Below are 24,557 nucleotides of genomic sequence, written 5' to 3'. Positions count from 1 at the left end.
AGAATGACGGCTTAAATATTTATACAACAGAGCCGGTTAAGCTATCACTAAAGTCTTTTCCTTTCCTCCTTCTTTGTAAGTAATGTTAAAGCCCTTTTCAATCTCAATGGGATCTGCCAATTGTTGGTTCATGTCCAAAATAAGTCTACCCATAAACCTCAGGTTGAAATCTTTTAAGAACTTAGTTTTGTCAATGCCTTTAATTGACTTTGTAAATATTTTCTTTTCATAATGCACACGTGTGTTAATAGCTTTACTTAAATCATCATAAAAACCAGTTAGTCGGTTTACCATGATACCCACATCATTAAAATTGAGAATTTCAGTAGTTCTTGACGTATTATAAGCTTCATAGTTGCCTAATCCACTTTCGTACAAGCTTAGTTCAGGAAAGTTTTGCGTGTCAAAATATTCTGACAGGTCCTTTTTCACCAGACTAAGCATAACATCAGCCTGATTAAGAGCATAGCTGTTGAGATAGTTTGCCCAAAACGCCGTGTAATGTTTTCTGCGCAACTCAATGTTGTTTCTCACTCTAAAATCCGGAATATCTGCATAGTCTACTTGTAGCATGGAAGCCGCCAAAGCTCCAGGGATCAAAGTCTGAAGTGAGGGTTTAAAATAAGGAATAAGTTCTTCAAATTCTCCTTGAGGAACTTTTAGAAAACAGTGGTAAGTTACCTCGCTGGCACCTTTGTTCAGCACCTCGGTTTTGATCTTATTGATCACTTCAGCACTTTTCTCTTGTGGAACGATGTCCCAGGTTACCGCCCAATCCACAATATCTCTGAGTTCTTTATCGCTAGTCTTGTTTTCCTTCATATCAAAGGAAAGCCCAAAGGCAAAGTCAAACTTTTCCACAGTAAGATCTTCCTCCTTAGCAACGAATACCGGCATGGAGGCATCCATATTCAGAATGTATACATCACTGTTCTTTCCATGTTTATAAGAGCGGGTACTTTTTCGATTATAGGCATCAACTTTAAAGGCAAATCCTCCATCCGTCAGGAATTTCTTCTCTGTTACCTCTTTGAACTCTCTTTGGATACTTGACGTCAGTTTGAAATTACCGAAAGCCACGTTCAGTCCAAATGAACTTGTAATTTCTGTAGTTTTACGTTGTAAATAACTGGTTAGGTTATAGCTGCTCGGGTCTTTTTGGTATGCATCTATCAAATCTCCAACCTTTAGCTTTACAATATCACCGTGAAATTGATTCATGGCATTTTTACTGAATACCCCTGAGAATACCGATTCATTGGTTTTAATGTTACTATACTCATAGCTGATACCAACAGCTACCTTATTGGTGATCACTTCCAGAAGCTTCTCCTTTACTTTTTCTTTCTTTTGCTCGTATTGCTCTCTAAAGTCATCTACAGAAGAGATATCTGTAAGCTTGAGTAAAGATGCTGCCTTTAGTACCTTTTCAAGGTCTTCTTCTTTCAGCCCTGTAGTATCAATTTTTTCATTAATGTATTTGAACAGTTCCTCATCCACACCTTCAAAAAACTTGTTTACTAAGTCTTTGAGTTTATCGTTATCACCCAAAGCCGCCTCTATACCGGCCTTTGCTTTAAGCTCCTTGGTGCGCTTGATAATTTTATTAATACACACCTTAAACTTATCCTCTGCCTGGCGGATGATCACCACTGAAAAGTCATCCTCAATCTCGATTTTAAAATCTACAGAGGCAGAGGCATCCAGTTTCAAGTCAACCTGTCCGCTTAAATTCAACAACCCTGATACCATAGAGGCCGTACCGCTATAAACGTCTGTTACCTTTATGCCTGCATTTAAAGAAAGCTTGCCGGCAGCTTCAAAGGCCATAGCCTCATTAACCTTTAAGCTTGTAACATCATCCTTTTTGAAAATAAATTTGAAGGAAGTTACATCACCAGTAAAGGCGTCTTTTACGGTGGTATCACAGTCATGTATCCTGAAAGATTTGGCTTTGAAAGATTGTTCAGCATTGATGCCCAGTTCAAATTTTCCCAGATTTTCAGCAGAGGCATTAGCCTTAACTCTTCCTTCAAGTGAATACCCAAGTAGAGCCTGATTGGTGTATAGGGATTTGGCTTCAGGCCAATGTTCAAAAATTTTGGATTCGACGGAATGGTCATTAGTATCATTGAAAAGGTTTACAGAAAATGCCCCTTCAACTTTAGCACTAAAGAGAAAGTTTTCACCCGGAAGTGACAATGAAGGACTGGCCCCTCCTTCCGAGATTAACTCAGTAGATAAAGTTTTGTCACATACTTTTTTGTCATCGTCCTTGAGTAGTTTAGGTATTAGGTCTTTTATGTTCATTATATAATTTTTGTTTTCTAAAGATATTCATTCCTGCAAACTAAATAAGGAAGTTAAGGTACACATATCAATACCCAACCTTGGGTATTTTGTTTTTGTTGCTTTACAATCCATATAATAAAAGAAGCCGCCTATGGTAAGCGGCTTCTTTTAATGCTAAAACTTTATTAATTTAAATACAAGTCTTTCTACTTGATCTGTACCTTTCTCACTTTAACCTCATCTGCTGATACCACTTTTACGAGGTAGGTCCCAGATTCGAGAGCTGATGTAGACATGGTTAATCTCTCTCCCTGGTAGGTTTTAGAGTAAATCTCCTCCCCTGCCATGCTGTAGATAATCACCTGAGCCTTTTGTGATTGATCTTTAAGCTTTATCTGAAGCATGTCTTCAGCTGGGTTAGGGTAAATAGAGAAACCATTAATATAAGCCTCTTCTATAGCTTCATCAACAGTCTTTACGTCTTCCGCGAGCTGATCTTCCTGAGTCATGCGCGAAACACTCGATCCATAGTTATAATTAACGGCAGCCATGAAGTCGTTACGTGCGGTAGGCAGGTTTCCAGTGGTATTTGCCAGTGCAAAGTATTTCCACCTATCGTCGTTCTCATATACAAACCAGCAAAGGGCATTAATTTTTTGCCCATAGGTGTTCTCTCCTGTAGCATTGGTATTCCAACTGTTGATTTGGGAGAAAGCTTCCTGCATCCAGTTGTTGGTATAGCTCCATGCCGGAGCAGTTCCTCCTATCTGTTCAGGGTCGGTTTCACCATGAAAGGTATTAGTTTCGGTAATAAATACAGGTTTTGTGCGGGCATAGCTATATTTAGCCAATACATTCATCATTACTTTAAATGACCCAAACTCCCAGGAATTCTGGGCTCTATGCTCAGTTTTAAGGTAAAACGGTCTTTCAGCAGTTGGATACCAATCTCGGTTGTCAGCGCCGCCCGTTTTACCATAGGTATGTATCGCATAGCCATCACAAGTAGACCCGATCAGTTTAACTATTTCATCAAAATAGTCATCGTAATAAACTGCAGGACCCGTCCATGTTTTTTGACCCACTCCATTCCAGTTGGCAACAGGCCCAACTAAGATTTGCGCTTCAGGTATGGTTGCTTTTACCGTGTTGTATACCGTTTTGAAACAGTTGGCATATTGATCAGCCGGGACACCTTTACCATCTCCGTTCGGAGCGTATTCATAGTCTTGATTCATTTCATTACCAATATGGAAGTATTTTACACCGTAATTATTGTAGAGATTGCTCACTATACTTCTACATCTGTTAGCAAATTCCTGGTGTAAACTTGGGTCAGGTACGGTATTACCATAGTTCCAGTTTATTCTAACAATAGGTTGATAGGCTCCCTCGCTATTAATGGCACTGATTAATGAATTAAGAGCATTAGGGTTATTATCCTGAGCGTTGATTACTTCAAGAGTCCAACCTTTCTTGCCATTCATTAAGCTACCTGCTCCAGAGGCCCAAAAATGTATACCATAAATAGTTTGGTTGCCTCCGCCTCCACAGCCAGGCACAGTAAAGGACTGACCATTTGTATGGGTTGAACCATTCCATATCCTCCAATAGTAGGTCTTTCCAGGCTGTAGCGATAATGTTTGAGAACAATCGTAGTACCAGATACATAGTCCGCTGCTACTGGTGCTGGTCACGTTATCAATTGGTTTGTGGAAAGTTCTGGTATCTTGCGGGAAACTGCTGTTTTCAGATACATCAATCCACCAGCCAGAACCACTACCGGACCATGAAAAATTGGCAGTATAGGCAGAGCTTGAGCATGAAGGCTTGGATACACTTAAATTCGAAGGTGTACCAGAGCTAGCCGGGTTACCATATACCTCGATCTCAGGGATACGTGCATACTGATCAACAAAGTTTGCTTCATGAACATAGAATCGAACATACCTTGCCTTTTGCTGACTGGCCGGAGGATCATGATGTGTAGTGTGGTGTTGGTCTGTATTGGTGTAGGTGGCGACCGTTGTCCAATTACTACCATCCAGACTTAACTGTACGCTATACTTTTTAGTGTTCAAATAGTACGGTTCACCTCCTGTAGCTGCATGAAGTATCTTGACCCGGGTAACATTATACTGCTGCTGAAGATCAATTCGTATCCAGTGTGGTGCGTATGCGCTACTGCTCGTAGTCCATTTTGTACTGGTATAGCCATCTACAGCTTTACTCCCATCATAGGCGCTGCTATAGTTACTACTGGTAAGTGTGGGTTTGTTTTTCGCAATGTTCTGTGCATTTACCACATACGACGTCAGACACAGACATATCAGTGCCAGACATAGGTTTAAAAATCGGCTTTTGTTTTTCATAATATATTGGTTATTAGTTGGTTAATAAATTCTAATTAATGAGAAGATATGGTCAATTTCACGCTATGCCGTCAAAGCTTAATGGTGTACAAAGCGACGGTTTTCAGCTTGCTCTTCCCGCTGCACCTGTATAATGTAGATCCCTGGTTTGAGCCACCCTACATGCAATGGCTCCGTATGAGGACTACCAGGAGCCAATTCCTTTGTGTATAGCTCTTTACCCTGCATATCTGTGATGGTGAGTTGAGTTTTTAACTTTGAGGCACTGAGCTTTATATTAAGTGTATGGTCTGCAGGTACCGGGTAAATATTGAACAGGTCTGCTTCCTCATTATCCAAAGCGTCGTCAATTACAGGGGGTGAACTCAGCTGTCTGGCAGTCAATGCTGTAGAACTCACCCCTCTGTAGCTATACCATGCCGGCCTGGGGTTATGGTTGAGGTCCACCAGTCCATAACTTTCATCATATGGGTTCCAATGGGTGCGATCGTCCCAGGCAAACCAGAAAGCAACTTCTACTTTACGATTATTCCCGTCTTTTAAAGTTTTGAACAGGTTGTAGCAATTTGTCAGGTATTGCGCCTGCTGTTGTTGGTCGTTATTCACCTGCTGATATGCAATCCCAAACTCCGTAACCCAGATCTGGCGGCCTGAGGTGTGTCTGTAAAACTCATTGATTGCATTGTCCATTTGATCATGCGCAGGCCATCCTATACCTCCTGCCACTGCCTGATACGGATGTAATGCAGCCTTGTCAAAGTAAATATCTCCATTCCAATAGCTTTTTACATTGTCCAGATACTGGCCACCGGAAGCTGCTCCTGAAGCTAGTCCTGCAGAGACTACAATCGGCGGATTGGGCAGCGTTTTAACCTTGATATATGTCTGTTTGAGAAGAGAGGCATATTGATTTTCAGGAATGTGGAATTGTGGGATATCAGGCTCATTTCCGATCTGAACAGCAGATATCCACGGGTTTTCGCTTACAATTCTATGTGCTTCATTCGCAAAGTGAATAACATAGTCACTCCAGCTCATAGAACCTTGAGGTATGGTTTCACTATTGAAGATCACCAGCCATTTCACATTGTTTAAAGCATCCGATGGTGGAGTGAACCCTGCTTCGTACATAATGGATCGTACCCATTTGGCACCCAGATTTGTATACTCCTGTCCTGATGGGTTTTGTCCTGTAGCTACAGGGTTGGCATTAACGCAAAGGCCATAGAGCTCATCATCACTCCCCCCACACTCTCCTACCGTAAAAGGCTGACCCGTTGTATGTACAGATCCATTCCATATTCTCCAGTGATATGTTCGACCCGGTAATAGAGACAGCGTTTGGCTACAGTTCTCAAACCACATACAAAGACCACTACTGGTGGTGCTGGTCAGGTTATCAATACGCTTGTGGTATGTTCTTGTATCTTGAGGGAAACTGCTGTTCTCAGAAACATCCAGCCACCAACCAGGGCCACTTCCAGACCAGGTAAAGCTGGCAGTATAAGCAGATGAGGCACATTCAGGGGTAGCCACATTCAGGTTCGAAGGCTCTCCTGGGCTTGCAGGGCTGCCATATACTTCAATTTCCGGAATCCTCGCATATTGATCTACAAAGTTTGCCTCGTGAATATAAAACCGAACATATCTTCCCTTTTGCTGACTCGCGGGAGGATCATGATGGGTTGTATGATGCTGATCACTATTGGTATAGGTTGCTACAGTAGTCCAATTGCTACCATCCAGGCTTAATTGTACACTATATCTCTTGGTGTTGAAATAATTTGGTTCTCCTCCTGTAGCTGCATGAAGTATTTTAACTCTCGTAACATTGTACTGTTGCTGTAAATCAATCCTGATCCAGTGAGGAGCATCTACACCTGTCTGGGTGGTCCACTTCGTTCCTGTATCTCCGTCTACTGCCTTACTCCCGTCGTATGCATTGCTATAATTACTGCTTGTTAAAGTTGGTTTGTTTTGTGCTATATTCTGAGCTAAGGTATACTGGCAAAGTGCTGCTGATATCCATAGTATGATCGATAGCATCGATAAATTAATTACTCTCATGTAGGTTTGTTGGTTTACGGTTTTGTCTAATTCTGTTAATCATGTGATATGCAATTACATTTGTAGGTTTGGGGTTAAGAAACCACAGGCCATTCAGATTTTCAGGGGATACTGCCTGTTTTTCGAGTACTTGTTAAACACTGCAAGTACTTCACATAAATTGATGTACTGCTCTTGTAGGTCCGATTGATGATTTGCATATGATTACTGATTTACATTTACAACTCTTGCATGGCCAACTCAGAAAGTGTGGTAAATCAATAATTAATAGAAGAAATTCTGAAAAAAAGCGCTAGGACAATACTAGTACACCCGTTAAAATCTACTGATTTTCAGTAAAATACAGTCTTTTTGCTGACTTTTAGGTTACCTGAATTTCATGTCGGTTGAGCTGGTCTATCAGGAAAATGCTAACAATTTTATGTTTATCTCAAGTTGAAGGGCTAGCAAGACAAGGATGTTGGACTAAACATGCACGTTAAGGTCAGTTGTAATGAGAAGTGTACCTGTTCACTCTAATGATGATGATAGTACTCTACAATCTACCTGAGCTATATTTCAAACTATGGCTGGCGCGATATCGATTTTGATTTACCTGAAATATACTCAAAATAAGAGGTTTTATTTTCATTACAATACCAATGGGTGTTGCTCACCATATCACTAGATCGGAACTTTAGGTATCGGTACGGGTTATACAGGAGGTAAAGGGAAGAATAGGATTTCTGAATACCTCATATCTCAAATGAAGTTGCCTAACTTCGGCAATATACTGAAACCAGGTCGTGCATAAAAACCGGTACAAAATTGTAAATTAAGGGCTCTGGAATTAGAGCCCTTACTCTTTATAAATCAACACGACAGCGCGATTTCAACTGTATCCAGAATGGGCTTCTCTCGATCTTCGGAGGAGCCGAAAGCACCGGTGATTATATTATCACTAACAGTAAGAATACTCAAAGCCTTAACATTAGCACCTGCCGCCATAGTATAGAGCATGGATGTTTCCATATCGGCGCATAACATTTGATGCTCAGTCCAAATCTTCCAACGTTCAGGATCATTTTTGAAGTAGAAAAGGTCTGTACTAAAAACATTGCCTACCCTCACTTTAACACTTCTTTTATTCGCTACCTCCCAGGCTTTCATAAGCATATTAAAATCAGCCAGTGGGGCAAAATCCAAGCCATCAAAAAGCATCCTATTAGCATTTGAGTCAGTCGATGCACCTTGCGCAATAATTATCTCGCCCAGCTCAATTTCCGGCATCAAAGCACCACATGTACCTACTCTGATAAGTTTTTTTGCCCCATAGTTTTGGACTAATTCGTGAGTGTAGATGGCCAGTGAAGGCTGTCCCATGCCTGTACCTTGCACAGAAACCCGCTGCCCTTGGTAGAATCCTGTGAACCCCAGCATATTACGCACCTGAGAGTAACAACTGATGTTTTCCAACATATTTTCCGCAATAAATTTAGCTCTTAATGGGTCGCCGGTAAGCAAAACGGTTTCTGCGATATCACCTTTTTTAGCGCCTATATGTATACTCATAGATTGGATTGTTTTGATCACAAACTACTTCTTTTCATTGCTATACATAAAGGGCAAATGTTAGTTGAGACTATGACAAAAGTCATGAAGAACCAAAATACATGTGATGAACATTTGGCTGTATCTGCTTTTTAAGCAAAAAGCCCTGCAGAAATATTCCCACAAGGCTTTTTATCAAAACTGTAAATCAATTAACAATTAAAAGGTATGCTCATAAAGCTTAATTTCTGTAAGGTAGAAATCAGGGCCGTTTTTAGTGTTCATAGGAACCACATAAACCTCCAGGGCTTCACCTGCAGGCAGTTTTCTAACCGCTTCAGTAACATCGAAGACGAAGGTATGGCTAAACTCCTGCCCATTTACCATCGCTCCCATGCTATGGCCGGCATGCTCCATAGGGTGCGTAGAGCCAAATACTGCTGTAATACCATGGACAAAAGCATCATCCAGATTACAGGCATTCCAATCCATATTTGAGGGAATGGAAAATACTGCCAGTTGCTGGAACATATTTCGACCAAACTTCAGATTTACTTCTATGGTGTAGCGAACTTCCCCTGCATTAGCTTTCAGCCCCTGGGCTTTGACCAGTGGAATTGCATGAGGCTTGCCCACTTCATCCAAAACTTCGGGCATCTTCTTCACCTCTTCATGTAATAACTGAGTAGCCTTGGCCTTTTGCTTTGCACTCAGCATTTTCTGTGGTACCGTAGGCAATTGCTCATAAGTATAATCTATGTCATGGGCAGCATCCAACATTTCCTGCATGCTGTTATAAGTTACCCAAGAGTCGGTTGGTGTATCCCAAAACTGATAGATGTGCTTAATGGAATCCCACTTGCCGGCATATGTATTCATATCCTCTATCGTAATGGGGCCATAAGTTGCTTCCCAGGCTGCAAACATACGATCCACATTGGCATGGTGCAGGAAGAAAATTGGGTCGAAACCTGCACTCGGGATCTGCCCCATCAGACCAAACCCACTTTTCGTACTTTGGTAAATTCTGTTATACAAATCATGCGTTAAGTCAAGTGAGTCTACCGCACCACCAATGTAGTCATGCATTACATTATGCAAACGATCTTCGAGGCCTCGAGAGAACTCACTAACATCAGGCAGAGAGAGGAAGTCTGAGATATCCAGTGCTTGTTGCATGGTTTTGATACAAAGATTCTTAACGGAGCCATCAGGTAAAGTAACTGCAATACTATCCGTAGAGTTGTAGTCTATAGGTAGCTGTTTCATCAAGGTAGGTGAACGTCCAATCTCATAAAGCGGGTTTTTAGCCAGCTTCACGGTTTCAAAAGAGTAAGACTCCTGAGTAAAAGGTTTAGGCATTTCACCCTGATCTGTATAATCCCAATAAGGCAGGCTAAATTGGCTGGCAATCGAGTCCCCTAACCCAGGTAGTCCTGCACCACCATTAGCTATGTGATGACGGATGTTCCGCTCATAGTAATAGATATACAGTCTGTGCCATGTCAGAAAATTAAGCTGCTGATGTGTGGGGTACATGTGCGGGCATGAATTCCATGCTTTTAAAGGAGCAATAGAGTTATACGGAGCACACAACTCCACAGTAGGTCCCTCTATTTCATCTCTGGGAGGCACAGAGTGCATACTACCCTGATAGTACCAGCTAGCCGGATCAGTGCATTTCAGACCTTTGGTTATGGCCATTCCATAGGCATATAAATCGAGTACCTTGTCTGCATTGGCATTCGTATTAGCATTTACACGTTCATAACCGACTTCCATGACTGTTTCGTTGGTGTCGGTATTAGATTCTTTCGGCCCACAGCTGAATAATATAAAGCTAGCAGAAAGACTAAATAACAATTTTAGTTTTGTGGTTTTCAAATTTATATTGGTTTTAAATGGTTGGTTATGCATTTATCAATTTAAAGCTGAAAGGCAATTCACTGAAGCATGAAAACAAAAACAGAGGTGTAGCAATGGTGTCATTGTAGGCGCCCCCCACTACGGGGTTGCATACAATTTCTCGTAACACCGCGATTATTACCTCGAGTTTTTCGTTTTCAACTGCTTTCATGAAATACGCTCATTTTGCTTTACATACCTGTACACCAAAATGTGGTGTAAAAAGCATTATTTTAGCTTATACTTCACCTAATAAGCAATAATTATAGACTCAAGGCAATACCCAACCTTGGGGATGTTGGAAGGATTAAAGGCAAGCAGGTCATGGTCAGGATGTTCCTGAGAAAGAAAATTTGAGATTTTTTTTATGTTATAGCTCGGAATAAATTTTTCTTTTAAAATCACCGAAACTTGTTACAGGTCTTTCACTTTTTGGAAAATTAAAATAGACTACAGCATTTCGAGGTCATACTCATAATCAACACGCATATCATCATGAAGAGATAAAAGGGCCTTTTTTGCGCGTGTCAGCAGGCGGTCATAAAGGTTGCTGATCACACTGCTGCGGTGGATAGGTATGCCGGAAGATTTCATGGCCTTGGCAAAGTGAATGAGCACTTCCACTTCAGTTTGTTTATTCCCTGAATATCTGATGTATTTGTTTAGGTTACGGTTAATTTTTTGCAACCCTTTTTTGGCATAGTAGAGACTATCTGTATTAATCTCCTCAATCATATCATCAATTTCATATTTAATAGATGATATGTATGTTTCTTCATCACTGGCATCAAAAAGCAGGTATGTTAGCAGTTCCTTGTTATCCTTCTTGAAACGCCCTAGCCGAAGGCATATTTGCATAATTTCTTCGGGGTCTCGATGCTTCAGTTCTTTTTTAATCTCTGATAGTGTAGCTGCTTTCATTTATTGACTATTGTAAAGCGGATAGTTAAAATCTCCTGACATTTGCAAAGAACTAATTTTCATTCATGATTTCTGCAAATATCCTGTACGAATTGATGCGGTCTTCATGGTGAAACATATGAGACCCAACAATTACCTCATTAACGCTAGTCTGTTTGATAAATTCCTCTGTTTTACGCTTTACAGTATCTTTGCTGCCCACAAATGCATAGGTCAACATTCGTTGGAAAGCTTCATTTTGCTGTAATTCTCGCATTTCAGGGCTCATCTCTATAGGAGGCTGCATGTAGTCTATATTATTGGTCAGTACTCCTAAAAGCATTCGCATCATGGTCGTGGAAATTCTTTCGGCTTCCTGATCTGTATCAGCAGCAATTACATTAATACCTGCAATGGTATAAGGCTCATCAAGATACTCTGAAGGCTGGAACTGGTTGTAGTAAATATTCAGTGCTTCGAAGAGGTGTGTAGGTGCAAAGTGACTGGCAAAAGCATAAGGAAGCCCTGCTTTGGCAGCCAGATAGGCACTATCCGTGCTTGACCCTAAGATGTAAATAGGTACATTAACCCCTTCGGCAACATTAACACGTACCCTGGCTCCCCTGTTATCAGAAAAATATTGCTGGATTTGACTTACCGCATCCGGAAATTGATACACGGCCTGCATTCTTTCAGGCCTGATGGCTTGTGCTGTAACCTGATCCGTTCCTGGAGCTCTTCCCAGCCCTAGGTCAATTCGCTCAGGGTAAAGATTGCCTAAGGTGCCAAACTGTTCTGCAACAATCAGCGGTGAATGATTGGGAAGCATGATTCCTCCTGAACCTACCCTTATTTTTTTAGTACCCCCGGCGATATAACCTATCAGTACCGATGTAGCAGAGCTGGCTATACTTATCATATTATGATGTTCTGCCAGCCAAAAACGGGTATAACCCAGCTCTTCTGCTTGTTGTGCCAAGTCAAGGCTTCTTTCAAATGTATTATTGATTGTATTGCCGTAGGCTATACTGGCAAGTTCTAAAATGGAGTACTTAATATTCTTCAACATATCAAAGTTATAACTCCGATAATTGAGTTCATGTTACGTTTGACGGAAGAAAATTACAGGCAGTTTCTATTTACAACAACTAAATCAATGATTCGGCTTTCTTTGCCAGGCATTACTTCTCCAGATCTTACCGTACTACTTACAACTCTTTCTTTTATTTCTTATGGAATTTTTACTTTTATTGCACCATATGGGTGTGACGTTTTTGACATTGCCAATTATATAATCAACTTCCTTTTGCACACCCAAGATCTATACGATATGAGATACATTTTCCTGCTGATTTCCTTCATGGCCTTAACGCTTACCGGGCTTTCTCAAAACAAACAAGATTTCTATGCCACCAAATGGTTAAGGGTTTATCGCCTGGAGCTTAAAGATCTACCTAAATCTGCACTTACAGTGGTAGACTCCATTTATGATTTTGCCCTACGGCATAAGCATGATGAGCAACGCATTAAAGCCGTTATCTATCAATCCAAATTTGCCCTGACCCTTGAAGAAGATGCAGAACTAAAGGTTGTGCAAAGAATCAAAAAGGAAATAGATAAAAGCAAGGTGCCTGCCACTTCTATTCTTCATAACTACCTCGCAAAAATTTACAGACAGTACTTTAACAGGCACAGATGGGAAATGTATCGTCGCACAGAAGTTGATTACAAAGTGGATTCCGTGGACTTTCGCACCTGGGACATCAACACGCTGCTGAAAGAGATACACGGGCACTACCAACAATCAATGAGTCAATGGAATAGCCTTAAGAAAACAGATCTGGCTAACTTTAAAGCCCTGACCGAGTTTTATGACCCTAAGCACGATATCTACAGACCTACAATTTTAGACCTGCTGGTACATGATGCTATTAATTTTTACAAGTCAGATTACTCTACCTTAACACCGGACAAAGGTCTTCCATCTGACAGCTTATATTTTGAGGATTACACCAATATCAATCTTTCAGACACTGCGTCATCCTCAGAACATGAAGTACTTAGGCTTTATATCAGGTTATTAGCCTATCATGCTGAAAGAGGGGATGCCGATGCATTTGTTTCGCTTGATATTGAGCGACTCTCATACGTATCCGAGGTTACCGAAATGTATGGATCTCCATACAAAAATGCTCTAAACAGACTTTATGAAGCATATAAAGAGCACCCAGCCTCTACCCTCGTCGAATTTGCTTGGGCCGTACACTATCAAAGCAGATATAGTCTAAAGGAAGCGTTGAAATATTGTGAGCGTGCTATCAGGCATTTTCCAGATAGCGATGGGGCATTAAAAGCCAAAGAACTAAAAGCATATATACTGGCTAAAGACCTACAGATCCGTACAGAGGAGTTTATTGTGCCAGACCACCCCTTCAAACTGCTTGTTAACTATACGAATGTAGATTCATTGTATTTCAAGATTTTCAGATTGACACAAGCAGACGCTATGACCTGGCACAATATCAGATCGGACTCTGCCAGAACGGGTTTTCTAAAGAGCCTCCCCCCATTGAATGTATGGTCTGACAGCCTGGTTAATCCCGGGGATTACAACAGTCATGGCACGGAGATCATTTTTCCCGCTTTGTCTAAAGGTACTTACCTTATTTACGGTTCAACCAAAAACTATGGGAAGTTGCCCGCTATTACGGCATATGGCCTCATACAGGTAACAGATGTTGCCCTGGTCACTGCCACCATTAATCCACAGCAGAGATTTCAACTGGTTAACCGAAGTACGGGGAAGCCCATTGCAGGCGGGCATATTCACGTTAAAAATGATCCATCAAGTCATACTAATGTCAGTGTGGATGAGGTGCTTACTACCAACTCCAACGGTATGGCTTTCCTCCCGCTAACCGACAACTATATTCCTGCTCTGATCAAGGTTTTTATACCCGGTGACACCATCAACTTTGGCCGACACCATATCAACAGAAGATACCAACGAAGGGATAATAATGAAAACGGCAGCGTAACCGCCCGGGCCTATCTGTTTACTGACAGAACTATTTATAGACCAGGACAAACACTGTATTTCAAGGGAATTCTGCTCAAGCAGGTCAATGGAATATCATCGGTAGTTCCTGGTGAGTATGTGGAGATCTACCTTGATGATGTCAATGCAGAAGAAGTCGGTTTTTTGAGGCTAAAAACCAATGAGTTTGGCTCGTTTAGCGGTGAGTTTAAAATTCCAGCTAATGGCCTGAATGGAGAATATACACTTTATGCTGACGAGGATTCTGAAGAAGGTAGCAAATTTTATGATGAAGAAATAGATGACTTCGACTGGAATGAGTACTATATCTCAGTTGAGGAGTACAAACGCCCAACATTTGAGGTAAACTTCGACGCTGTGGAGCAGACTTTCGGTGTAAATGATTCCGTAAGGATAAGTGGACAGGCAAAATCCTTTAGCGGTTCTCAGATCAGCAATGCTAAAGTTCAATATGCCGTGGAGCGTATTGTTCAGCTTCCATACTGGTACGAATGGGGCTATCACTCAAGGTTTTATTCCCCTCCCGTAGAGATCGCTTCCGGTGAGGTGTTTACAGACCAGGAAGGTAAATATGAAATTAAGTTCAAAGCCATTCCTGATGAGAGTGTTTCAGCTTTAAGCCTACCTGTTTTCACCTATACCATAACGGCTGATGTTACTGATATCAATGGAGAAACGCGGTCTTCAACCACTACAATGAAAGTGGGCTACCATACACTGTCTGCTTCCTTAAGCATAAATAGCAATATTGATGTTCGAAGCAAGGATTCAAAGCTAACCTACGAGATCACCAATATCAACGGTGAGAAAGCAACAGCGAAAGGAAAGATCCAAATATATAAACTTCAGGCTCCTCCTGCACCACTCAGGGAGCGTCCCTGGCCACTGCCTGACCTGCCAAAAATATCAGAAGAAGAACATAAAACCCTTTTCCCGCATGAACCATATGGGGAAGTTGCCGACTGGAAGTCATGGCCTAAAGGAAATGTTTATCAGGATGTGGAATTCGACACTACTGACGATAACCGAGACCTGCCACTTACAATTGATGAACATTGGCCTTTGGGTGCCTACCTCGCAGAACTTACTACCACTGACAATAAAGGGAATGAAATTAAGGCAAAGACATGGTTTAAGGTATATAATTCCTCTATCCTCAAAGTCAGTGACAACCAACTCATAGAAATTAAAACGGATAAGCATGAATATAGGATTGGTGAGCAGGTTAAGTTAACTGTTGGTAGCGCATCAGAAGACCTGACACTCATGATAGAAATTGATAAAAATCATAAGATCAGCGAAACCCGCTTCATTCACCTTTCAAATGAGTCTAAAGAGTTGACAATAGATGTAACTCAGGATGCTGCTGAGGGTTTTGCGATCCACTATTACTTTATCAATTATAACACTTTTAAAAGTGGTACTCAAAGCATTCTTGTAAGCACCGCTGACAATAACTTTGAAATTGAAACACTAACCTTCCGCGATAAATTACAGCCAGGAGCAGAAGAAACCTGGAGTTTTAAGGTTAAAGGGAAGAAGAAAGAACGTGCAGAGGTAGAGTTCCTTACTTCTATGTATGATGCCTCTCTTGATCAGTTTAAGCCACATCAATGGAGGTTCAATATAAACCCCAAAGCTTATTACTACGCTTACAACCCCAATAGTGCCAATTCCTCTTTTGGGTCCATGAATTTTAATGTCCTAAATGTGTATCGATGGTACTATGATGCTCCTGTCACCCAGCATAATCAGTTTAACTGGTTTGGTTTTAATATTACAAATCCGTCATACTATAACAGACAGTATCTCAACAGCCTCCGGTTCTATAATCTGGAGGAACAACCATCTTCAGCAAAAGTGAGTCTGGACCAAACCAAGCCCAAAGGGTTTGTCTATGGTACGGTAACATCAATAGATGACGGAGCAAAACTCGTAGGTGTGAATGTAATCATTAAGGGAACAACCCGAGGGACAGTAACAGATGAACAGGGAAATTACCAATTGAAAATCAATAAAGGTAATGTAGTGGTATTTAGCTTTGTTGGTCTTAGCACATTGGAAGTTACTCCGAATGGCAACAATATCATTGATGTACAAATGTCTGCCGATGTCAGGCAATTAGCCGATGTAGTTGTAACCGCTCAGGGCATAGAAAGACAAAAAAGCGCCTTGGGATATGCTGTTTCAGAAATTGTTGAAGTGGCAGATGAAGAAGAGGTTGCAGAGGACGTAATGTTAGGCTTACAAGGAAAAGTTGCTGGTGTAGAAATTGCAGGTGAGCCGGGAGGCCACTCACAATTACTTATTAGGGGCAACAGTAACGTGAGTAATGACAAAGCTGCCCTTTTTGTGGTAGACGGTGTAGTGGTACAAAGTGCGGATCTTTCCCCTGATGATATTGCCTCTATGGAGGTACTCAAAGGAGATGCAGCTACTGCCTTATACGGAGCCCAGGCTGTTAATGGATTGGTTATTATTACAACCAAAGCAGGTCAAAAGAAGTTGGATGAAATACTTTCTCAAGTTAAGGCCAGAAGTGACCTGAGGGAAACAGCCTTCTTTTTCCCTCACCTAAAAACAAACAAAAAAGGAGAAGTCTCTTTCAATTTCACCACTCCGGAGGCACTGACTCGATGGAAACTTCAACTGCTGGCACATAACAAGGACTTAAAAACCGGATACAAATCTTTACAAACGATCACACAGAAAGAGCTGATGGTAGTACCTAATGCCCCGAGGTTTCTGAGAAAAGGTGACCAGTTAGTACTTACCAGCAAAGTAGTGAACCTCACAGGGAATACTCAGCAGGTCAATATAGACCTACAGCTTACAGACCCGATAACGGGTGATGAGATCACTAATAACTTTGTAAGTCAAACCAGGGTAACGCGAAATATTGCCGCCGGAGCTAATGCCAATGTCAGTTGGAGCCTGAATGTACCCCACAACTATGAAGCACTGCAATATAGAATAGTTGCCACCACAGGCACCTACAGCGACGGAGAGCAAAATATCATTCCTATACTATCGAACAGGCAACTGGTAACGGAAACGCTTCCGATAGCGGTAAAGGCTAACACCTCCAGAGAACTCTCGCTTGACAAACTTGTCACAAACAACTCTTCGACGCTGACGCATCACCGATTGACGTTGGAGGTTACTACCAATCCGGTATGGTATGCCATTAAATCTTTGCCCTACCTGATGGAGTATCCTTACGAATGCTCTGAACAAACCTTCTCAAGGTACTATGCTAATAAGTTGGCCAGTCATATAGTTGACAGTAACCCAACCATTAAGGAGGTCTTTGAGAAATGGAAGTCTGCAAGTGCTTTGGTTAGTAAGCTGGAAACCAATGCAGAATTGAAGTCCATTCTAATACAGGAAACCCCATGGCTTAGAGAGGCTAAAAGCGAGGCCGAACAGCAAAAACGGATAGCTTTACTATTTGATCTGGATGAAGTGGCGGCTGAATCAAAGGCTAACTTGCAAAAGCTGTCACAGATGCAATTTAGCTCAGGCGGCTTCCCCTGGTTTAGCGGCAACCCCTACCCTAACCGGTACATTACTCAGCATATAATCTCCGGACTTGGTCATCTTAGTCATATCGGAGAAACCATGGATTTAAGTGCTCATGAAGAGATGCTTGAAAATGGTGTTGCTTATATGGATAGCGAGATTATTAAGGATTATAAGCGGTTAATTGAAGATTCTCACAAACAGGAAAAGGGTTTCATGAAGAAGAATCATACCGGCAACTTACAGGTACAATACCTCTATGCGAGAAGCTTTTATGATTATGCTAAATCAGAAGAGTTACAGCCTGTTTACCAGTATTATCTGAACCAATCAGCGGAATACTGGACAGACTATGACCTGATGATCAAAGCTATGATCGCATTAGTTCAGCACAGGTCTGGCAATAAGGTGGTCGCTACTGAAATTCTTGCTTCGTTGAAAGAAACCAGCATTGTGAGCGATGAGCTCGGGATGTATTGGAAAGCCAATGTGGGTGGGTACTATTGGAACAGGTCTGACATCGAAACCCAGGCGGTGATCATTGAGGCGTTTTATGAGATGATGGATGAAAGTGAGGAACGACGGGAAATCTACAATGAACTCAATAATTGGTTACTTAAAAATAAACAGACTAACCGGTGGAAATCAACAAAGGCTACTACAGAAGCCATATATGCTTTACTATTGGACAAATACGCTGAAGTTGAAAATAGCAAAGATGTATCCGTCAAAGTAGGATCACTAGCCATTAATATCGATAATGCAGAAGCAGGAAGTGGTTATTTCAAAACTACGTGGCCTAAGGAGGAGATTACCCCTGAAATGGGTAAAGTGGCACTGGCTAATAAGGGAAATAAGCTGGTTTGGGGCAGCTTGTACTGGCAATATTTTGAAGATATTGATAACATTTCTACATCTTCTACAAAAGCGGTAGACCTTAACAAAAAGGTATTTCTGGTTACCAGAGAAGCTCAGGGAGAAGTGTTGACTGCTGTTAATGATTCCGTTAGTCTTAAACCTGGCGATATGTTGAGAATAAAGATCGTACTCAAAGTTGACAGGGATATGGAGTTTATGCATATGAAGGACCAGCGGGCATCGGGTCTGGAACCGGTCAGCACACTTTCAGAATACAAGTGGCAGGATGGTCTTGGGTACTATGAATCTACAAAAGATGCCAGTACTAATTTCTTCTTCGATGAACTGCCAAAAGGTGTTCATGTATTTGAATATGATCTCAGAGTAAACAATGCTGGTACCTTTACCAATGGCATTACTACGCTTGAAAGCATGTATGCACCAGAATTCAAAAGCCATAGTGAGGCCATAACTTTAAAAGTAGAAGCCGGAGAATAATAATTTAAAGACTGCAAGCTATAACATATAGCACCTTTCAGGCTTTCACACTTAAAAGTGAACCCTGAAGGGTGTTATAGCATATTGAACCCTCTGGGCAAACGCCTCACGTCTTACCCCTACTTATCATCCGCAGATGTACATCACGGTAACCCTTTGTCTCTTTATGGTTTAAGAAATACTATAAAAGTGTCTACGAATCTTTAACAAGGGAAAACCCTTAGACTTTAAGGGTAACAGCCAATTTTCAAAACCCGAGTTCCCCCGATTTTATTGGTTAGCACACATTCTATCTTTATCCAAGGACTTTCTAGTACCATACTAACTCAACCATATTATTTACTAAAACCCCAATCATCATGGCGATTGAAAAAAAATAAATAATGAATCCGCTATCGAGAGCAAAGAATACAAAGCCGGGATTCTGGTAAAACAGGTTCCAAGTACCCTGTCAGTTTATGAAAGTAACATCGAGGAAACCGTAAATATCATTGGTAATACTTCTCTGGAGAGAAACTATATCAAAGGTATTGTGAAAAAGGCCAAACGTCTGATCATTCTAATAGACACTATTAAAGTCATAGCAGAACAAGAGCTGCAAAACGTACATCAGGCAGCCGTTTAAAACACAACATAAACTTAAATATCGAAGTCATGTCTAAAAATGTGTTGATAGTAGATGATTCTCTATATATGAGAAAAATCATTAAAGATTTCATGGAGTCCTACGGGTATGTGGTAATAGGACAAGCCACCAATGGCGAAGAAGCCATTGATATGGCTTTTGAACTGATGCCCGACCTGATTACCCTGGATAATATTCTTCCGGATATGATCGGTACGGATATTTTGAAAGTATATAAAGATGAAGGTTTACCGTCAAAGGTTATCATGATAAGTGCAGTGGGGCAAGAATCCGTTATGAACGAAGGCTTATCGCTGGGTGCTATTGATTACCTGATAAAGCCTTTCACGAACGAACAGCTGTTTGAAGCTGTCACTAAAGTTTAGGGCTATGATCAAGGCTTTAGTGGTTGAGGACTCTGGATTAATGAGAATCCGTGTCACAAATGTATTAAGATCTGATAGGGCTATAAAAGTAATTGGGACAGCCAAAAATGGAGCCGAAGGTTTAGCGGCAATCAGGTTGAAAAAACCGGATGTTGTTATCACAGATATGGTAATGCCAGAATATGACGGGCTGTATCTTGTGAAGAATGCCATGAAACAACATCCGGTCCCCATTATTGTATTAAGTTCGCTCGAACGAAAAAACGCGCAGATATTTGAAGCATTGGCATTAGGGGCATTCGAATTTCTTGACAAACCCAGGAATGCGAGAGGGTTAGGTTTTAATCAGCCATTGATAAACCTTGTTAAAGCGGCCGCATCGGTTGACATAACTACTCTATGCAAATCGAGTGTAAAAAATAATGGTCATTGTCACCATTTTAGTGATGAGTTGATGTGCAATGTAGTTGCAGTCTGGGCGTCTACGGGATGCCCCGGCGCAATTGAGTGTTTACTCAGAGGCTTGCCTTCTAACCTTCCGGTATCCCTGGTCATAGCGCAGCATATGCCACCACGTTTTATTGAATCATTTGCTGATAGGCTGGATACATTATGCGGCCTGAACGTCAGGGTGGCCACTATAGGGGATGTGTTGGAATCCAATAATGTTTATATCTGCAACGGAGAGCAAAACATTGTTTTAGCGTAGTCCTAATTTACAAAATTACATACATAATATTTAACAATTATTCGTGTTTTTCATTATTGACAGTGTAACGACTTATTGTCAAACTATTGCATAACAATTGTCTACTAAGGCATTAAGCCATTACAAATGATATTTGTTAAAATTTGAATACTGATTATTAAACAAAAGTGGCTTTATAGAATCCACTAAAATTCTGAAGTGATTCTTGATCCTAAGCTCAAATATCATATTTAAAAACTTAAATATCAATATGTTGCAAACAAAAATTAACTCAGGTAAAGGCAAATTCACCGCAGTGCCTTACATGATAAAGCAATGTTAGCGATAGACTAAATAGAATCACTGCAGTTATCTGATGTGCAACTCCAAGACTGAGTGGTACAGCGAGAATAAGAGTTGAGATACCCAAGATAACCTGAACAAGAGCCATCAGCATCAAGTAGTTTGAGTACTTCCTTACTCGAAGGGTGCAATACCCTGTCCTGATTTTTAGCCATGTAGCTACCACAACACCAAAAACTATCCAGGCAAACCAGCGATGAAGGAATTGAACGAAGGAACCATTATCCCACAGGTCGCCCCTAGCAAAACTATCCCAAGGAATGAGCTGGCTATTCATTAGAGGAAATGTATTGTGGTAATACCCCGATTTGAGACCGGCAACAAATGCTCCTAGTACAACCTGGATAAAAATGAGTAAGAGACAGAGTGTTGCTAAGGGGAACCTGATAGTTTCCCAACAAATAAGACCTTTAAGGTCTGGGTATTTGATTTTAAGGATCAGCCATTGAATTGACCCGATTAATAACAGAGCCAAACTGAGGTGAGCAGCTAACCTGAAATGGCTCACATGAGGGTTGTTTATCAGTCCGCTTTTGACCATAAACCAGCCCATGGCTCCCTGTAGAATACCTAAGAATAGTATAAATATGAGATTTTTGATTTCTAGTTTGGAAAGTCGTTTCTTCCAGAGAAAGTATATAAAAGGAATGATAAACACTAATCCAGTGATTCTGCCTGCCAAACGGTGCGAATACTCCCACCAAAAAATACCTTTAAAACCTGATAAAGTAAGGTGATAATTCATCTTCTGATACTCAGGAAACTGTTTGTATGCGTCAAATGCTTTTTCCCATTCTTCAGCATTTAACGGAGGGATGGCACCTGAAATTACTTGCCATTCGACCATAGACAGGCCTGATCCAGTGAGTCTGGTTATTCCGCCGATCACAACCATGGCTACGACAAGAAAAAGTCCCGAATACAACCAGTTTACAACGGCAATTTTATGGTTTCCGGTCATTGTCTTATGTTTAATTTTTCGCAATGATCGTATATATGGGTTGCGAAATTTATGACTAGAATCATGTTTTTGACTGCCCTTTACCGGATAATGTTAACCTATAGAAATACTATAAGGTTTTAATTGGCAGGTACAAAAGATAGGGTGATAGGTATGTGGTAAAATCGGTGTTGATGATTTTCAGCAGCGCTTAACAAAAACAGGACACTCAGTGCATCATATGTGATCACCAAGTGTCCATTCATTGCTAATTAAGATTTTAAATCAATTACAAAGCGGTACTTCACATCGTTGTTTTCCAACCTTTCCATTGCCTCATTAATTTCACTGATTTGAATCAGTTCAATGTCTGCTGTGATATTATGTTCTTTGCAAAACTCCAGCATCTCCTGGGTTTCTGCGATACCTCCAATATTTGAACCTGCCAAACTCTTACGGCCATGTACAACATTAAAGGCTCCAATTTCCAAAGGCTCATTAGGTAAACCTACAAGCACTAGACTGCCATCCACTTTCAAAGTATTGATATACATATTTATGTCATGTTTGGCTGAAACTGTATCCAATATCATATCAAATCCCTTCTGTGATTTCATTTGCTCAGCGTCTTTGGATAATACAGCTTCGTCAGCGCCAAGTCTTTGGGCGTCTGCCATTTTATCAGGACTTGTGGTAAAAACAGTAACATGCGCTCCCATTGCTTTGGCTATTTTAATTGCCATGTGTCCAAGACCGCCAATACCGATGATTCCCACCTTCTTACCCGGAGCCGCGTTCCAGTGTCTGAGTGGAGAGTATACGGTAATTCCTGCACATAGTAAGGGTGCAGCAGCCGCAAGATCGTCAAAATCTGGCATTTTCAGCACATAATTGGCATCTGCTACTATGCTTTTAGAGAAGCCCCCGTAAGTCATTCCTCCCAGGTGTTTGTCGGGTGAGTTAAAGACTACAGTCCAACCTTCTTCACAAAACATTTCCTCACTATTGTGGCAATGTTGACAATTCCCACAACTATCTACAATACAGCCAATAGCTGCCAGATCACCTACATTGAACTTAGTAACCTTGTCTCCGGTTTTAGTGATTTTACCTACAATTTCATGTCCCGGAACTATGGGGTAGGTTGTTCCTCCCCAGTCATTTTTAATAGCATGCAGGTCGGAATGGCAAATACCACAATATAAAATTTCAATTTCAACATCATTATATAAAAGCGCTCTGCGCTTAATCTCCATATCATGGATCGGCGTTTCTGCCGAGTCCGCTCCATAGGCTTTCGTTTGCGTTACTCCCATTTCTTTTGACTAATATATTTTATTGTTTTACAGTTGTTCCTTTTAATGTCCCGCCAAAATTTGAACAGTAGCAGCTTTGGTCCTCTCACTGATCATAGCACTGAGATAAGGGCTACTGCTGTACTTTTGACGATACGCTTCATCGATCTTTTCGTTAATGCTTCCGCTCACTGGTTTAAAGCGAACAGCCTTCTCTAATCCGGCTGCTTTAATTTTGCCAGCCCCCTGGTTTATGGCTGACTGATACCAGCTGGATCTGACGCCATTATATGCCCGTACGAAAAGCTCTCCATTTACTTCTACAGCCCAAATCCATGTAGGAGTGCCGAATGTCTTACCATCCGCTCTTAAGGGGGCAATATGGAAGTCATCTTTTTGAGCAATAAGTGTAACTTCCCCTTTTGTTAATGTATTAGAAATGTTATCCATTTTTAGAATATTGTTCTTCTGAAACTTTCTCCATCCAGGTTACAACTTCTCCATCTACCTCTTCCTGAATGGCAATGTGACTCATAGCCTTGTTGGGTGATGCTCCATGCCAATGTTTTTCATTTGCCTCAAACCACACTACATCGCCAGGGTGGATTTCTTCTATCGGGCCTCCTTCTCTTTGCACCCAGCCTACCCCGGATTGTACAATTAAGGTTTGGCCGGCCGGATGTGTATGCCATGCTGTTCTGGCTCCTGGTTCAAAAGTTACCAGAGCTCCTGCCCCTTTGGTTTCCTCCCTTTTTCCAAATAAGGGATCAATTCTAACCATTCCTGTAAACCAGTCTTCCGGTCCTTTTATGGAATCCATTTTACCGTTTTTTACTATTTCCATATTCTTTACTTATCTTCTTTAAAAGTTGCAGATGAGTTTGAGGCTAAAGCTTTCACAAACCCATCAATGTCATTCATTTGCCCCATAGGGATAAGACCGCTTGCATATCCGACATTTTTGTAAAAAATGGCAATATTTCCCCAAGGGCCATAGCACATAATATCTCCAACCTTAGGGTCAGCCCCTTTTGGAGCTCCTGTTTTGCTCAAGGTTTCAATGGGATGGAAAATCTTTTCCTTGCCGGCATAATCTTCCAATTCAACCGTAAATGGCATTTGTTCGATTAAACTAAGTGAAGTAGGGTTATCGTACAATGTTGCTTCGAATACTTGTGAACCAACAATAATTTTTATTTGGCTTGTTAGCATATCTGTATTCATATTATTCGGTTTTTTAACATGCTTATGCTGGCAA

16 protein-coding genes are annotated in these 24,557 nt (G+C 41.1%); 4 read left to right on the top strand and 12 right to left on the bottom strand.

Going from position 1 to position 24,557, the window contains the following annotated elements; translation table 11 throughout:
- Positions 1 to 36 precede the first annotated feature (36 nt).
- The 7 genes from JMN32_RS19495 to JMN32_RS19460 all read right to left on the bottom strand — a co-directional run bounded on the left by JMN32_RS19495 (position 37) and on the right by JMN32_RS19460 (position 12,135).
- Entirely contained in the window at positions 37 to 2,310 is a 2,274-nt protein-coding gene (locus tag JMN32_RS19495; protein WP_202858044.1) for a hypothetical protein, read from the bottom strand.
- Positions 2,311 to 2,498: 188 nt separating this feature from the next.
- Positions 2,499 to 4,664, bottom strand: a complete 2,166-nt coding sequence (locus JMN32_RS19490) for a discoidin domain-containing protein (RefSeq protein ID WP_202858043.1) — start codon at positions 4,662 to 4,664, stop codon at positions 2,499 to 2,501.
- A gap of 78 nt (positions 4,665 to 4,742) precedes the next feature.
- Positions 4,743 to 6,731 carry a discoidin domain-containing protein gene (locus JMN32_RS19485; RefSeq protein WP_202858042.1) on the bottom strand — a complete coding sequence of 663 codons (1,989 nt, stop codon included), beginning with the start codon at positions 6,729 to 6,731 and terminating at the stop codon, positions 4,743 to 4,745.
- An 852-nt stretch (positions 6,732 to 7,583) separates the two neighbouring features.
- Positions 7,584 to 8,282 carry a purine-nucleoside phosphorylase gene (deoD, locus tag JMN32_RS19480; RefSeq protein ID WP_202858041.1) on the bottom strand — a complete coding sequence of 233 codons (699 nt, stop codon included), beginning with the start codon at positions 8,280 to 8,282 and terminating at the stop codon, positions 7,584 to 7,586.
- A 198-nt stretch (positions 8,283 to 8,480) separates the two neighbouring features.
- On the bottom strand, positions 8,481 to 10,145 hold the full coding sequence (locus JMN32_RS19475; RefSeq protein ID WP_202858040.1) for a tyrosinase family protein: 1,665 nt from the start codon (positions 10,143 to 10,145) through the stop codon (positions 8,481 to 8,483).
- 471 nt (positions 10,146 to 10,616) lie between these two features.
- Complete coding sequence (locus JMN32_RS19465; protein WP_202858038.1) at positions 10,617 to 11,087, bottom strand: hypothetical protein; 471 nt, start codon at positions 11,085 to 11,087, stop codon at positions 10,617 to 10,619.
- A 52-nt stretch (positions 11,088 to 11,139) separates the two neighbouring features.
- Positions 11,140 to 12,135, bottom strand: coding sequence for an LLM class flavin-dependent oxidoreductase (locus tag JMN32_RS19460; protein ID WP_202858037.1), 996 nt, complete (start codon positions 12,133 to 12,135; stop codon positions 11,140 to 11,142).
- Positions 12,136 to 12,222: 87 nt separating this feature from the next.
- On the opposite strand from JMN32_RS19460, the gene JMN32_RS19455 reads away from it, so the two are divergent.
- The 4 genes from JMN32_RS19455 (at position 12,223) to JMN32_RS19440 (ending at position 20,722) form a co-directional block, all read left to right on the top strand.
- Positions 12,223 to 19,002 (top strand): alpha-2-macroglobulin family protein, encoded by a 6,780-nt coding sequence (locus JMN32_RS19455; protein ID WP_202858036.1) that lies wholly within the window; start codon positions 12,223 to 12,225, stop codon positions 19,000 to 19,002.
- Between the two features lie 376 nt (positions 19,003 to 19,378).
- Positions 19,379 to 19,627: a chemotaxis protein CheW gene (locus JMN32_RS27770; protein WP_202858265.1), complete on the top strand. Its 249-nt coding sequence runs from the start codon at positions 19,379 to 19,381 to the stop codon at positions 19,625 to 19,627.
- Positions 19,628 to 19,656: 29 nt separating this feature from the next.
- Positions 19,657 to 20,013 carry a response regulator gene (locus JMN32_RS19445; RefSeq protein WP_202858035.1) on the top strand — a complete coding sequence of 119 codons (357 nt, stop codon included), beginning with the start codon at positions 19,657 to 19,659 and terminating at the stop codon, positions 20,011 to 20,013.
- A gap of 4 nt (positions 20,014 to 20,017) precedes the next feature.
- Positions 20,018 to 20,722: a chemotaxis protein CheB gene (locus JMN32_RS19440; protein ID WP_202858034.1), complete on the top strand. Its 705-nt coding sequence runs from the start codon at positions 20,018 to 20,020 to the stop codon at positions 20,720 to 20,722.
- 271 nt (positions 20,723 to 20,993) lie between these two features.
- On the opposite strand, the gene JMN32_RS19435 is transcribed toward JMN32_RS19440, so the two are convergent.
- The 5 genes from JMN32_RS19435 to JMN32_RS19415 form a co-directional block, all read right to left on the bottom strand.
- Positions 20,994 to 22,025 carry a COX15/CtaA family protein gene (locus JMN32_RS19435; RefSeq protein ID WP_202858033.1) on the bottom strand — a complete coding sequence of 344 codons (1,032 nt, stop codon included), beginning with the start codon at positions 22,023 to 22,025 and terminating at the stop codon, positions 20,994 to 20,996.
- A 251-nt stretch (positions 22,026 to 22,276) separates the two neighbouring features.
- A complete protein-coding gene (locus JMN32_RS19430) occupies positions 22,277 to 23,320 on the bottom strand; it encodes an NAD(P)-dependent alcohol dehydrogenase (protein WP_202858032.1) in 1,044 nt (347 codons plus the stop codon).
- A gap of 42 nt (positions 23,321 to 23,362) precedes the next feature.
- The gene (locus tag JMN32_RS19425; RefSeq protein WP_202858031.1) at positions 23,363 to 23,749 is read right to left on the bottom strand and encodes a DUF2255 family protein; all 387 of its coding nucleotides are present in this window, start codon (positions 23,747 to 23,749) and stop codon (positions 23,363 to 23,365) included.
- Positions 23,742 to 24,143: a (R)-mandelonitrile lyase gene (locus tag JMN32_RS19420; RefSeq protein ID WP_202858030.1), complete on the bottom strand. Its 402-nt coding sequence runs from the start codon at positions 24,141 to 24,143 to the stop codon at positions 23,742 to 23,744. Before JMN32_RS19420 ends, JMN32_RS19425 begins: the two co-directional genes overlap by 8 nt.
- A 5-nt stretch (positions 24,144 to 24,148) precedes the next feature.
- Positions 24,149 to 24,523: a cyclophilin-like fold protein gene (locus JMN32_RS19415; protein WP_202858029.1), complete on the bottom strand. Its 375-nt coding sequence runs from the start codon at positions 24,521 to 24,523 to the stop codon at positions 24,149 to 24,151.
- Positions 24,524 to 24,557: the final 34 nt, after the last annotated feature.

Source organism: Fulvivirga marina, from assembly GCF_016775155.1.
Taxonomy (GTDB): Bacteria; Bacteroidota; Bacteroidia; order Cytophagales; family Cyclobacteriaceae; genus Fulvivirga; species Fulvivirga marina.
This window is presented reverse-complemented; position numbering and strand designations above follow the sequence as displayed.

Excerpts from the sequence above, each read along its gene's own strand:
- JMN32_RS19420 (WP_202858030.1), bottom strand. The coding sequence starts at position 24,143 with ATGGAAATAGTAAAAAACGGTAAAATGGATTCCATAAAAGGACCGGAA.
- deoD (WP_202858041.1), bottom strand. The coding sequence starts at position 8,282 with ATGAGTATACATATAGGCGCTAAAAAAGGTGATATCGCAGAAACCGTT.
- JMN32_RS19415 (WP_202858029.1), bottom strand. The coding sequence starts at position 24,523 with ATGAATACAGATATGCTAACAAGCCAAATAAAAATTATTGTTGGTTCA.
- JMN32_RS19465 (WP_202858038.1), bottom strand. The coding sequence starts at position 11,087 with ATGAAAGCAGCTACACTATCAGAGATTAAAAAAGAACTGAAGCATCGA.
- JMN32_RS19495 (WP_202858044.1), bottom strand. The coding sequence starts at position 2,310 with ATGAACATAAAAGACCTAATACCTAAACTACTCAAGGACGATGACAAA.
- JMN32_RS19445 (WP_202858035.1), top strand. The coding sequence starts at position 19,657 with ATGTCTAAAAATGTGTTGATAGTAGATGATTCTCTATATATGAGAAAA.
- JMN32_RS19455 (WP_202858036.1), top strand. The coding sequence starts at position 12,223 with ATGATTCGGCTTTCTTTGCCAGGCATTACTTCTCCAGATCTTACCGTA.
- JMN32_RS19485 (WP_202858042.1), bottom strand. The coding sequence starts at position 6,731 with ATGAGAGTAATTAATTTATCGATGCTATCGATCATACTATGGATATCA.
- JMN32_RS19490 (WP_202858043.1), bottom strand. The coding sequence starts at position 4,664 with ATGAAAAACAAAAGCCGATTTTTAAACCTATGTCTGGCACTGATATGT.
- JMN32_RS19435 (WP_202858033.1), bottom strand. The coding sequence starts at position 22,025 with ATGACCGGAAACCATAAAATTGCCGTTGTAAACTGGTTGTATTCGGGA.
- JMN32_RS19425 (WP_202858031.1), bottom strand. The coding sequence starts at position 23,749 with ATGGATAACATTTCTAATACATTAACAAAAGGGGAAGTTACACTTATT.
- JMN32_RS19460 (WP_202858037.1), bottom strand. The coding sequence starts at position 12,135 with ATGTTGAAGAATATTAAGTACTCCATTTTAGAACTTGCCAGTATAGCC.
- JMN32_RS19440 (WP_202858034.1), top strand. The coding sequence starts at position 20,018 with ATGATCAAGGCTTTAGTGGTTGAGGACTCTGGATTAATGAGAATCCGT.
- JMN32_RS19430 (WP_202858032.1), bottom strand. The coding sequence starts at position 23,320 with ATGGGAGTAACGCAAACGAAAGCCTATGGAGCGGACTCGGCAGAAACG.